Genomic DNA, 12,177 nt, shown 5'->3' with positions numbered 1-12,177 from the left:
GATATACTTGCCACTTCACCGGCCTGACGTGATAAAATAAACGATAATGAACCGAGCGGATAGACAGGCCGATTCCGGCTGAGAAGCAGGCAAAAGGGAAAAAGGGAAATAGGAACGCTCATGGTCTCCATTGGGATCTGCGGACCAAGACAATAAAGCATGGAGGTTATGCAGTGGACACGATGGTGCTGCGGGTTGCCCGCAATTTGAAGAAAATCCGCAAGGCCCGGGCCTACAGCCTGGACAAGCTGTCCGAGTTGACCGGGGTCAGCAAGACGATGCTCGCCCAGATCGAGCGCGCCGATTCCAACCCGACCATTACGGTGCTGTGGAAAATCGCGAGCGGACTGCGCATCTCCGTCTCCGACCTGATCGAAGAGGAACGGCCGTCCGTCACGCTCGTGAAGGCTTCCGTCCGCTCTCCCATTCTGGCCGGGGACGGCAAATATAGGAGCTATCCGCAGTTCTCGTACAACGACAGCTCCCGCTTCGAGATCTACCGGGTCGTCATGCTGCCTGGCTGCGTCTATGAGGCCGAGCCCCATCACGAAGGCGTCGAGGAGTTCGTCACCGTCACGCGCGGAACGCTCCGAATGGTCATCGGCAACGAGTCCTACACGGCCGGAACGGGCGACGCGATCCGCTTCGACGCCGGGCAGCCGCATACGTATCTCAATGAGTCGGGGGAAGAGGAGACCGAGCTTCAAAGCATCATTCTCTACCCGTTCTAAAGGGGTCGTGTCTGCCCCTCGCGGACGGCCGTCCAACCGGCGCGAACGCGCGCCCCATAAGGGATTTCCGACTTCCAACAACCTTCGCAGAAGGTTGTTTTTTGTTGTTTACAAAGCAGGGTCGACTAATATACTATTACATACGAAGCAGTACCATATACTGCACATATGTTCGTTATGACGATCATTCTTGATCAGAGGAGAATGAAAAATGAAGGATACGATGATTGGTTTGGTCAAGGCGGAGCGCAAAGCCGGCGCCGTGCTCATGGAAGTGCCGATTCCGCAAATAGCCGCCGACGAAGTCCGCATCAAGGTGAAAGCAAGCTCCATCTGCGGCACCGACATGCATATTTACCACTGGGATGAATGGGCGGAGCAGAACGTCGTGACGCCGAACGTATTCGGCCACGAATTTTCCGGCATCGTCGAATCGGTCGGAAGCGCTGTCACGAATGTCGCCGTCGGCGACCATGTGTCGGCCGAGGGCCACATCGTCTGCGGCACCTGCAAGCAATGCCGCTCCGGCAACGCGCATGTATGCCCGAATACGCGCAGCTTCGGCATCAGCGCTCCGGGCTGTTTTGCGGAATACGCCGTGACCAAAGCCGTCAATATCATCCACAACGATCCTTCCCTGCCGCATGAGCTGGCCTGCCTCCAGGATCCGCTCGGCAACGCGGTCCACACCGTCATGGCCGGAGATATCGTCGGCAAGTCCGTCGCCGTCATCGGCTGCGGCCCGATCGGCCTCATGGCGATCCAGGTCGCCAAAGCCGTCGGCGCGGGCAAGATCATCGCCGTCGACCTGCATGATTACCGGCTCGGCATGGCCGCCAAGCTCGGCGCGGACGCCTGCATCAAGTCGGAGACCGGCAAGGATGTCGCGGCGGAGCTGCGCGGCCTGACGGACGGCGCTGGCGTCGAGGTCGGCCTCGAGATGTCCGGCAACGGCCACGCGATCAACAGCCTGCTCGAGGCGATGGCGAACGCCGGACGCGTCTCGCTGCTCGGCATTCCGTCCAAGGCGGTGCCGATTGATTTGGCCCGCCACATCATTTTCAAAGGCTTGCAGGTATACGGAATCACGGGCCGAAGAATGTACCAAACCTGGCATCAGATCAAGGGCCTGCTCGACGCCGGCCGGATCGACCTGCGGCCGCTCGTGGACCATACGTTCACGCTGGACCGCTTCGAGGAAGCCTTCGAGCTGATGGGCTCCGGGCAATGCGCCAAGATCGTGTTCAAGCACGAGTAGAGTCATACTAAAGGGCCGACGCGGCCCCGTTCAAAAAGGAGAGATCCGCCAATGGCCGGACTAGACGGATTGAAGGACGAACTGGAGGAGCTGAAGCGGCAGGGGCGCTATCGCCTGCCCGCCGTTTGGGAGAGCGGCTCCGGCCCGTGGATGGAGATGGGCGGCCGCCGCATCCTGCAGATGGCCTCCAACAACTACCTGGGCCTGACCGACCATCCCCGGATGAAGCAGGCCGCGATCGAGGCGATCGAGAAGTACGGCGTCGGCAGCGGCTCCGTCCGCACGATTTCGGGCACGCTCGACATCCATGACCAGCTGGAGCGCGAGCTCGCCGAATTCAAGGGAACGGAGGCCGCGCTGGTGTTCCAGTCCGGCTTCACGACCAACCAGGGCGTGTTCGGCACGCTGCTGCAGCCTGAGGACGTCGTCATCAGCGACGAGCTCAACCATGCCAGCATCATCGACGGCATCCGCCTGACCAAGGCAGCCCGCCGCATCTTCAAGCACAAGGATATGAACCAGCTGGAGGAAATTCTGAAGGAATCCGGTTCGTTCAACCGCCGCTATATCGTCACGGACGGCGTCTTCAGCATGGACGGCGACATCGCCCCGCTGCCGGAAATCGTCGAGCTGGCCGAGCGTTACGACGCGATCGTCTGCGTCGACGACGCCCATGCGAGCGGCGTGCTGGGCAAGAACGGCAAGGGCACGACCGACCATTTCGGCCTGAACGGCCGCGTGCATATCCAGATCGGCACGCTGTCCAAAGCCGTCGGCGTTGTCGGCGGCTACGCGGCAGGCAGCCTCGCGCTCAAGGAGTACCTCATCCACAAGGCGCGTCCGTTCCTGTTCAGCACATCGCAGACTCCGGCCGTCGCAGCAAGCTGCCTGGAGGCGATTCGCGTGCTGCGCAGCAGCCCCGAGCTCGGCGAGCGCATGTGGGCGTCGGCGAACTCCTTCCGCTCGCAGCTCCAGGCGGACGGCTTCGACACCGGCGCCAGCGAGACGCCGATCATCCCGATCGTCGTCGGCGAAGCCGCACGCACGATGGAGTTCTCGGCTCGGCTGCTTGAAGAGGGCGTATTCGCTCCGGCCATCGTCTATCCGACCGTCGCCGCCGACAAGGGCCGCGTCCGTTTCATCATCACCGCCTCCCACACGGCGGAGGATCTCGAGTTCGCGCGCCAGGCGCTGCTCAAGGTCGGACGCGAGTTCGGCCTGCTGGGCTGACCGTTTGGATATTGAAAAAGCTGTCCCCCGTCTTCGACGGCAGGGACAGCTTTTTTGGTTGGCCGGGACGGCCTTTTTGATGTCTGATCCGCCCTATTGTTCCGTGCTTGTTTCGTGCCTGTTCTGGGCTTGTAATGGCCTTGTTCCGTGCTTGTTTCGTGCCTGTTCTGGGCTTGTAATGGCCTTGTTCCGTGCCTGTTTCGTGCCTGTTCTGGGCTTTGCGACCTCTCGGAGGCTTATCGATCCCTGTTTCAACTACTGGTCAATTCTATCGGACATAGGATCCGCTATTTCCCCATTTTCAGGCATTAAAAAAAAATTTAACGGACATCAGATCCGCTATTTGAGACTTTAAGTCACCAAAAAGCCCATTTTGATATAAATAACGGATCTGATGTCCGATAGAAGGCCCTTTTCCAGCAAAACAGACGAAATAACGGATCTGATGTCCGATAGCAGTCAGGAGCCCAAAGAAAAGTTGGTTGGTGCGGTCCGAAATGATGTTCGATGGTGGATAGCCGATTGAATACGGTCGGGCTGGTTTTTCGCAGTTCATTGAATTGCTCAGCTGCCTCACTTCATCATGGCTGGCTATTTCCGCTTCCGAGATTATGTTTCTCAAAGCTACGGCTGGCTTTATTTGTTTCGGGCTGTGACCACAGCATTACGCCATGGCCGCTTATGTCTGTTCCTGCCCGTCGTCGCACTAAGATGGCTGGTTGGTTCCATGCATATAGGTTTAGCGAAGGCTGGCTCCAGCTCTCTGACGTGAACGCCGCTCACTCTTCCTCAAGCATTCTCCGGGTGAACTACCCGACTCTTCCTTGTTCACTTTCCTACACAAGAGCCTCCCCCTTTTCCCTACCCGCTCCCGACGTGAACGCCGCTCACTCTACCTTATCGACTTTCCGACGATAACACACTCATTCTCCCTTATCGACTTCCCGACGTTAACACACTCATTCTTCCTTATCGACTTCCCGCCGCGGGCCTCCAACTCTTCCCTACCCGCTCTCCGGCGTAAAAACCTCCGACTCATAGACCGGCGAGTAAGCCCCTGCCCGTCCATCCGGCGCATGAGCCTTGACGCGGTACCACGCCTTGGCGGAATGAGCCCGCAGCGGATCGCGCCAAGGCATGTCATAATCGGCCTCCCGGGCAGCGAATACCGTCTGCCATGGCCCATCCGCTCCGCGGCTGGAGCGCTCGAGCGTGTACATCGCCGCCCCGGCTACGCCGCGGAACATGATCTTCTCCTTTGCCGCCGTGATGACAGGGGCTTCCGGAAGCGGGAATTCCGGCACCACCCTGCCGCTCATCCGGAAGGCATGCTCACGCAATCGCAGCACCCGCCTGCCGATCTCTTCGTTGACGCCCGTGCCGGGATAATGAAGCGAGAACCCGTCGTAATGCGGCACGTACCCGCCCCCGTCGCCATGTCCGAAGAGCGACCAGAACAGCGTTCCCGCCACTCTTTCATCCTCCTCGGCATGGCGGACAAAACCTTCCAGATCGCCTTCCGGCCATCCGAACTCTCCGGCGATATACACCTTGCCTGCAGCGGCCGTGTCGGCAGCGTCTGCAGCGAGCTTCACCGCGTCGGCAGGATAATAATGCACGTCGAGAATATCGAGCTCCTCGATGCCCAGCTTGTCCCGATCCAGCTCGAACTGCTTGCCGTGCGAGATCAGGTGGCGGCCGTCCTCGGACTTGATATGACAGGCGATCTCCCGCACCCATTCGGCCGGAGCGCCATTGAGCTCATTTCCCAGTTCCCAGGCCATGATCGTCGGATCATCCTTGTAGGCCGTCTCCGTCAGGCTGTTGACCCTGTTCAGCACGACGCTTATGTACGACTTGAAGTCCTCGATGACGGCCCGATCCGTATAGAACAGACCTGGGTCGTCGAGCCCGCGCCAGGAGGCAAAGGTTTCCCTGCCCCCATGGTAATAAGCCCAATTGCACACAAAAGGAACCAGCAGCCTGAGTTCTCGGCGGCCGGCTTCTGCGATGGCAAAGTCCACTCGGCGAAACGCCTCTTCATTGTACTCCCCGCGCTTTGGCGACAGAGCCTTAGGACAGCCCTGTGACGCGGCCAGCGTATGCGAACGAACGACGGCGGCACCCATCTGAACGGCGGCATCCAGCGCGTCGAGCACCCGGAATTCGGTCGGCCAGTCCACTCCGCCTACATTTTCGTCGAGCCCAAGCCAGTAAATATTGGGGCCTCCGAACCGGAACGGCTTGCCGCCAAGCATCAACCGGCTGCCTTCGCGGCTTATGAATTCCCTGCTCGTCATGGATGCATCCCTGCCTTTTCTTGGATAAATGAGAACGATTTCAAGAAAAAGCATACCACGGCCTTTATTTTCGTTCAACATAAATAAACATTTTATTATGTGTTTAAAATTGTTAAAGATCGAGATTTCTCTCTTCCTTTTTCAATCCTTTCCTTTTGCAATCCAACGATCTTCTATAATGAAAGTCAATCCAACTATGAAAGGGTTGCTACTATGAAGCTGAAAATCGTTCATGCCGATCATTCCCGGCGCGAGACGCTGAGCCGGTTGATCCAGCGGCTAGATCCCCTTTGTCGAAGCTGGCCAGCGGAACAAAGCCTGCCAGGTAACGACAAAGAAACCGCCCTTCAACTCTAGAAGGACACCACTCCAGTAAAAATGGAATAGAAGCAGCCTGCCTCTCCTTCCAGGAACAGAAAGGTATTGCTGAATCCCTCAAACTGATTCGTGGTAACCAGCGGATTCCGGACATACTGCGCCTGCAGGCCCGCTCGGCGGATGCCGAAGCTCCAGCTTGATGCAGATCGAGCCGAGATGCCGCCCGTCTGACTCCAGAATCCAGAACCTTTCGCGCGAATCGCTGCGCTCCACGATTCCTCTCACTCTCTCGTCGACGATCTCCCGAAACGACTCGTCATATCCGTGCTCCCGCCCGTATAGCTCGGCATGGGCATCGACTATCGCCCGGGCATCCTCTTCCTTATATGCTCTCAGGTTCACATTTTCGCCTCTCTCCAACTTCAGCTTTCCTTCAAATACATCCCGACCGCGGAAACGATCTCCTGAAGAACATCCAGCGACCGCCCGGCATCCGGCAGCTCCAGTCCATGGTCGCCTCCGTCGATCGTCAGCAGCCGGACCCCATTGCCCGCCGCTGTGCGCTGCATATGCTCCGGGCCGAACACCGGGTCGGCTGTTCCGACTGCAACCAGCCCTCCATTCCGCATGATAGAGGAAATCGCCGGAGCGATCGGGGTCAGGAAGATCTGGCGGATTTCCTTGCCTCTCGATTGTTCCGCAAGAGACTCCCGAGCAAGGCTGGAGACGACCGTTCCCACGCTCTTGCCGATGTAGGCAAGGCGGTCATATCGCTCCAGCAGCGGCCTGAGGACGGCCGCGCTGTCGGCGCTTGCCGCAGCTGCCGCTTCCTCGAAGGGACCAGGATCCCGGCGCGCCGCCTGATAGCCGTATTCCAGCAGCAGAAGGTCGTAGCCTTCCTGCATCGCCGACTTCCCGGCATAGTGCAGCAGCGGCATTTCGCAGGAATAGCCTTGTCCTGGAAACAAAGCGGCCAAGGAGCGGCTGCCGTCCCTCCGAATCCAGCGGCAGCGGATGTCCGTTCCCCAGGCGGATGGAGATTGAATCCAGCTCATATGCATACCGAAGCCCTCCTTATCCTTCCATATCTTCCTTGTTATTCTAGCATATGTATTCTTAAAAACGCCTCCGCATCTTCGGCAGCAGCAGGCTGCCAGCATCAAAAAAAGACAGGGCTGAATGTACCATCCCTGTCTTTCTGTCTTTCTGTCTTTCTGTCTGTCTTTCTGTCTTTCTGTCTTTCTGTCTTTCTGTCTTTCTGTCTTTCTGTCTTTCTGTCTTTCTGTCTTTCTGTCTGTCTTTCTGTCTTTCTGTCTTTCTGTCTTTCTCTCTTTCTGTCTAGCCCGACCCGTCCCGAGCTTTTTTCCCGACCTGCCCGCTACGCCTCGGCCGTCTCCGTCTCGCCAGCAGCGGCAACGACCGCTCCGGCCGGCGGAGCTGTCGACTCTCTCTTGATCAGCGACGTCGACAGCATCACGAGCTCCGGCAGCCGCTCGGGCTCTCCGATTCTACCCAGCACGAGCTGGGCCGCCCTCGCTCCGATCTCTTCCTTGGGCACGCTGACGGTCGTCAGCTTGGGCTGATTCAGCTCGGCGAGTGTGAGATCGTCGAAGCCGACGACGGACAGATCGCGCGGACAGGAAAGCCCCATCTTGCCGATCAGGTTGAGCGCGTCGAAGGCGATGAGATCGTTGGCGCAGAAAAGCGCCGTAAGCCTGCGCTCCGCGTGCAGCTCCGCGCCCAGCTCGGCCGCGAACGCCGGCTGGGTATACATGCCGCTGCCGCTGACGCCCATGCCCTCGATCATGACGGCCTCGGCCTGGTCGGCCGGCTGGCGGCGGTTGTGCACGGCAATTGCTTCCGCAAAGCCCCGCTGGCGCTCCGAAAAGCTCCAGGTCGTAAAGGCGTCTCCGGCAAAGCCAAGCCTGCGGTGGCCTTCCGCCAGCAGCGCCTGCACCGCCTGGTAAGCGCCGAGGTAATTGTTCGCAAGCACCTGGTCCATGTCGGGATGCTGCGCGTCCGGATCGACCAGCACGAACGGAAGCTTGCGCCTGGTCAGCTGATCGGTGTAGGCTTCCGGCAGCTGCCCCAGCACGATGACTCCGTCGACCTTGCGCTCGGTGATGGCGGCTGGCATGCCGTCCTTCACCCGCATCGTCACGTCGATGCTGGAGAGTACCATGCTGTACGTCTGCTTGGCGAGCTCCGCGTCGATGCCCTTGATGATTTTGCCCCAATATTCAGGGTCGTCCAGATAGGCGCGGGGCATGAGCACCGCGAGATTGCCCGTCAGGGAGGAGCTGCCGAGCCGCTTGCTCCCCTTGATCCGGTAGCCCTCCTCCTCGGCCGTTTTCCAGATGATTTCGCGCGTCACCTCGTTGACGGCGCTGTCTCCGGAGAGCGCCTTGGAGACCAAGGCTTTGGAGACGCTCAATTTATCGGCAATCATTTGCAGCGTAACCTTTTTCATGATGCTCACCCCTTAGGTTTACGACCCTTTCCGGTTCGTCTTCATTCCTTCTAAGTGTAAGGGTTCCTTCAACTTTTTTCAAATTATTTCAGCCTTTCTCAGCGCCCTTTATCTTAGGAATGAAAAGTTTGTTTGCAAGAAATGGCAACCATTCCTATTCGGGGGTCGTAAAAAGATGGAAGGCCATGGAAGAATTTCTCGGGAAAGAACAATCGGAACCGCAATCCTTCGTTGCGTTCAGATCAAATGGGGAGGACATCCAATGAAAACGACACGCATCCTGCTAACCCTCGGCCTGATTGCAGCTCTATTGACCGCCTGCTCCGGAGCCGGGTCGGATGAAGCGGAAGCCATATCCGTTCTGGATAAGGCCATTCACATTCAATACGACGTCAAGCATCGCGATATTCCGGAAGATCATTATTCCATGATCAAAGAACGCGGCAGCTTGCTTAAGCCTCTCGTAACCGGAGAGCTGCTCGACAAGCTGGAAGCCAACATGGATACGGCTATGCCTGTCCGGATTGCAGCCTATAACAAAGCCGATCTGGAGGCAACAGTAACAGAGATGAAGATTGAAGCGGTCAAGGATGCAAAAGACTCCTACGACCTTAAATATACCGTTGTTGTAAAGGTGACCGAAGACAGCGGTAAGGTTCAGCCCTACAGCGTCCCCGGAGAAGCGACCGCCGTCCGGACAGCGGAGGACTGGGTTCTGAGCCGTCTCTGGTCCGATTACCGCTGGATGGCTAAGCTGTATCCTTGACCAACAACCGGAGCAGATGGCTTCACCGTCTGCCGCGCAACGCCGCCCAAGGAGCTTCAGACAAAAAAAAGCCCGCCCGGCTGGATGCCGGTGCGGGCTGAAGCCGTTCTATTCGAACTTCACGAGGTAGTAATTCTTCTTGCCGCGGCGCAGCACGACGTAGCGTCCATGCAGGCGCTGCTCGGACGTCAGCATCGTGTCGATGCCGGTCTGCTTGACGCCGTTCACGTAGACGGCGCCGCTCTCGATATCCTGCTTGGCCTGGCGGCGGGAAGGAGCGGCCTTCGCCTCGACGAGCAGGTCGATCAGCCCCGTTTCGGCCGCCTCTCCCATAACCGTCGTCGGCATGTCCTGCAGCGCCTCGACCAGCTCGTCCTCGCTGAGCTGCGTGACGTCGCCGGAGAACAGCGCAGCCGTAATCTTCTCGGCGCTCTCGACGGCATCGGCTCCGTGCACGAGCCTGGTCACCTGGCGGGCGAGCTCGCGCTGGGCCTCGCGCTTCTCCGGCTGCGACGCGACAGCCTGCTCCAGAGCCGCGATCTCCTCGCGGGAGAGGAACGTGAAGTACTTCAGGAAGCGGATGACGTCGCTGTCATCCGTGTTGATCCAGAACTGGTAGAACTGGTACGCGCTCGTCTTGCTCCGGTCCAGCCATACGGCTCCGGATTCGGACTTGCCGAATTTTTTGCCGTCGCTCTTCGTGACGAGCGGCATCGTGATGCCGTAAGCGTCGCTTCCGCCCATTTTGCCGATCAGGTCCAGGCCTGCGGTAATGTTGCCCCACTGGTCGCTGCCGCCCAGCTGCAGATTGACGCCATGGTCGCGGTTCAGCTTGAAGAAGTCGTACGCCTGCAGAATCATGTAGCTGAACTCCGTGAAGGAAATGCCGTTCGCGAGGCGCGAGTCGACGGAGTCCTTGGCCAGCATGTAGTTGACGGTGAAGTTTTTGCCGATGTCGCGCAGGAACGTGATGATGTCGAGCGGCGCGAGCCAGTCGTAGTTGCTGACGAGCTTCGCCGGATTGCCCGCCGCCTCGAAGTCGAGGAAGCGCGACAGCTGGTTTTTCAGGCTCTCGGTCCAGTTCGCGACCGTGTCGTCCGTGTTGAGCGAGCGCTCGGTGGAGCGGCCGCTCGGATCGCCGATGAGGTCTCGCTCGGAATCACTTCCATGGCCAGCCCCAGAATGATGCCGAAATACCCGAGCTTCTCTACGATGCCGAGCAAATAAGTGACGAGTTCATGAAACAAGTGCATGCCTTCCACTCCAATCTCATAATGAGGCGATGCTTTCGCCGCCGGTGTTTGTCCCGGTAATTCTATCATAGGCTTCCCAAATGGTGCCATAGGACAAACGGTCATGGCGGCCAGAACGGATGCATAGAATATGTTGATGTCATGGACAAGAAGGGGTGGACCGCAATGAACGCCATTATTGTAACGAGAAAACAGCTCCGGCTCGCGGCTCTCGCGCTCACGATCGCCATTCTTGCCGTCGCCTGCTGGAGGCTGTATCCGAGCGTTTCCGGCGAAGCGGCTTCGGCTACGGCAGCGGCGAATCCGCAAGTATTCGAGATGGTCACCGGCGAGTTCAGAAGCCAGACGGCAGACGGCAAGGAAATCGAAGTGTACCAATGGAGCCCGAACTTCCTCACGGTGAAGAAAGGCGAGCAGGTCACGCTGCGCATCACCGGCGTCAACGGCGCCAGCCACCCGTTCGTCATTGAAGGGCTCGGCGTAAAAGGAGTGGTCAAAAAAGGGTCGGTGACGGAAGTCAGCTTCACGCCGGAAAAAGCAGGCACCTATCCGATCATCTGCATGACCCATACGGACCTCAAGCACGGCGGACCGATGGTCGGATACATCCATGTCCAGTAGGCCGACCGGGACCGGCCATGCTTGAAACGATTGGAAAGCCGAAAAAGCTGCGTTCCCTTTCGGGGAAGCAGCTTTTTTTCATGAGGCCGAGGGTGGATCGCCGCCCCAAGCCGGAACCGGAGCGGAAGCTATCGGCATAGCGCGGCCAAGGCGTTCGCGGCAGGAGCAAGAGGCGAAGCAGAGCATAAACTTCCGGGCGATAAAGCGGATGGCCTCCGGCTTGCGCCGGCCTGCACATCCTGCCTGCCCGAACATATATTGTGGGGAAAGGAGTGGGCTCGATGAACGGCATGCCAAGCAACAAGCATCAGCGTGAGCTCCCTACCGCCCGCAAAATCCGGCGCGCCTGCAGCAATGAGCTGTACCGGACCGCCAAGCGCCTGAAAGGATACATTTCCAAGGAGCAGATGGAGCAGGCGGAAAAGCTGTATACGCGCAAGGTTTATCTCAATCTCGTGTTCGTCCACGAGAACCGCGACAACCGCAAAAAGCTGTGCGACTGGTGGGACGACAACGTCGCCGCCGAAATTGCCGAGCTGTGGCAGGCCGACCCGGAAAAGCTGAAGTCGGCATTCCGCGATGCCTTCGGCGGCTGAAGGAAATCCAAACCGCGGTGCGAAGGCTGCGGCTGAACGCGCTTAGGGTTCCAAAGGCTGAGGACTACGGTATGGCTTCATGCGCTGAGGACCAAGGCTGCGGACTATGGTATGGCTTCATGCGCTGAGGACCAAGGCTGGCGGACTACGGTATGGCTTCATGCGCTGAGAACCAAGGCTGGCGGACTACGGTATGGCTGCCGCCATCCGGCCGTCCAGCAGCTCCGCAAGCGAAGCGGCAGCTGCCGCAGCTTCCGGCATCATGCGGAAGCCGCGGCTGTTCGCCGGCGTCCCGGGGATCGGTGCTTGCCGGACAAGCTCCGAGTAGTCCGCATACAGCGCGAGACCCCGCCTGGCCGTGCCTCGGGCCAGCGCAGCCTTTCCTTGCCGGAGCTGCAGCTGCGCCAGCTGTAGCAGCAGCTCCGGCAAGGCCGCCTGCCTGGACGCGTTCCACTTGTCCAGGCGCAGCGCCGCGCGCAGCCGCGCTTCCGCGCGCGGCGCATCCCCAAGCTCGGCATAAGCCACGCCGAGCTCCCACTGCAGCGGAGCGGACTGCGGCTCATAGCGCAGTCCGTCCGCCAGCAGCGCCGTCCTCCCGCGAGGCGGGAGGAGAGGCGCCAGGTCGAGGCGGACC

Annotated in this window: 12 protein-coding genes and 2 pseudogenes; 7 read left to right on the top strand and 7 right to left on the bottom strand. The window is 59.1% G+C overall.

The window, feature by feature from the left end; all coding sequences use genetic code 11:
- Positions 1-182 precede the first annotated feature (182 nt).
- From BN871_RS30165 to BN871_RS06100, 4 genes and pseudogenes are all read left to right on the top strand, one after another.
- A pseudogene (locus BN871_RS30165) lies at positions 183-365 on the top strand (helix-turn-helix domain-containing protein); the annotation flags it as partial.
- Positions 366-509: 144 nt separating this feature from the next.
- The gene (locus BN871_RS30160) at positions 510-731 is read left to right on the top strand and encodes a cupin domain-containing protein (protein ID WP_374725878.1); all 222 of its coding nucleotides are present in this window, start codon (positions 510-512) and stop codon (positions 729-731) included.
- Positions 732-942: 211 nt separating this feature from the next.
- Positions 943-1,989, top strand: a complete 1,047-nt coding sequence (gene tdh / locus BN871_RS06105) for an L-threonine 3-dehydrogenase (protein WP_021880816.1) — start codon at positions 943-945, stop codon at positions 1,987-1,989.
- A gap of 51 nt (positions 1,990-2,040) precedes the next feature.
- The gene (locus BN871_RS06100; RefSeq protein ID WP_021880817.1) at positions 2,041-3,219 is read left to right on the top strand and encodes a glycine C-acetyltransferase; all 1,179 of its coding nucleotides are present in this window, start codon (positions 2,041-2,043) and stop codon (positions 3,217-3,219) included.
- 1,004 nt (positions 3,220-4,223) lie between these two features.
- Here the strand turns inward: BN871_RS06100 and BN871_RS06095 are convergent.
- The 4 genes from BN871_RS06095 to BN871_RS06080 form a co-directional block, all read right to left on the bottom strand.
- Positions 4,224-5,519 carry a hypothetical protein gene (locus BN871_RS06095; protein ID WP_048745037.1) on the bottom strand — a complete coding sequence of 432 codons (1,296 nt, stop codon included), beginning with the start codon at positions 5,517-5,519 and terminating at the stop codon, positions 4,224-4,226.
- Between the two features lie 435 nt (positions 5,520-5,954).
- Positions 5,955-6,239 (bottom strand): hypothetical protein, encoded by a 285-nt coding sequence (locus tag BN871_RS06090; RefSeq protein WP_157060221.1) that lies wholly within the window; start codon positions 6,237-6,239, stop codon positions 5,955-5,957.
- A gap of 20 nt (positions 6,240-6,259) precedes the next feature.
- Positions 6,260-6,898, bottom strand: coding sequence for an alpha/beta fold hydrolase (locus BN871_RS06085; RefSeq protein ID WP_048745022.1), 639 nt, complete (start codon positions 6,896-6,898; stop codon positions 6,260-6,262).
- Positions 6,899-7,215: 317 nt separating this feature from the next.
- On the bottom strand, positions 7,216-8,307 hold the full coding sequence (locus tag BN871_RS06080) for a LacI family DNA-binding transcriptional regulator (protein WP_069202504.1): 1,092 nt from the start codon (positions 8,305-8,307) through the stop codon (positions 7,216-7,218).
- Positions 8,308-8,569: 262 nt separating this feature from the next.
- Here BN871_RS06080 and BN871_RS06075 point away from each other — a divergent pair, with 262 nt between their 5' ends.
- Positions 8,570-9,073, top strand: a complete 504-nt coding sequence (locus BN871_RS06075; RefSeq protein WP_048745021.1) for a hypothetical protein — start codon at positions 8,570-8,572, stop codon at positions 9,071-9,073.
- A 108-nt stretch (positions 9,074-9,181) separates the two neighbouring features.
- Here the strand turns inward: BN871_RS06075 and tyrS are convergent.
- Positions 9,182-10,219 (bottom strand): annotated as a pseudogene (tyrS, locus tag BN871_RS06070) (tyrosine--tRNA ligase); the annotation flags it as partial.
- Positions 10,138-10,326: a hypothetical protein gene (locus tag BN871_RS27505; protein ID WP_157060220.1), complete on the bottom strand. Its 189-nt coding sequence runs from the start codon at positions 10,324-10,326 to the stop codon at positions 10,138-10,140. The gene BN871_RS27505 and the pseudogene tyrS, both read right to left, overlap by 82 nt.
- A gap of 165 nt (positions 10,327-10,491) precedes the next feature.
- Here BN871_RS27505 and BN871_RS06065 point away from each other — a divergent pair, with 165 nt between their 5' ends.
- Positions 10,492-10,947, top strand: a complete 456-nt coding sequence (locus tag BN871_RS06065; protein WP_048745020.1) for a cupredoxin domain-containing protein — start codon at positions 10,492-10,494, stop codon at positions 10,945-10,947.
- Between the two features lie 281 nt (positions 10,948-11,228).
- A complete protein-coding gene (locus BN871_RS06060; RefSeq protein WP_021879922.1) occupies positions 11,229-11,543 on the top strand; it encodes a hypothetical protein in 315 nt (104 codons plus the stop codon).
- Between the two features lie 186 nt (positions 11,544-11,729).
- Here BN871_RS06060 and BN871_RS28235 read toward each other — a convergent pair.
- A partial coding sequence (locus BN871_RS28235) for a hypothetical protein (RefSeq protein ID WP_048745019.1) occupies positions 11,730-12,177 on the bottom strand: 448 nt, incomplete at its 5' end.

It is taken from the genome of Paenibacillus sp. P22, from assembly GCF_000469945.2.
In the GTDB taxonomy this organism is placed as follows: Bacteria; Bacillota; Bacilli; order Paenibacillales; family Paenibacillaceae; genus Paenibacillus_O; species Paenibacillus_O humicus.
Note: the sequence above shows the minus strand (reverse complement) of the source record. Positions and strands in the feature narration are given on the sequence as shown.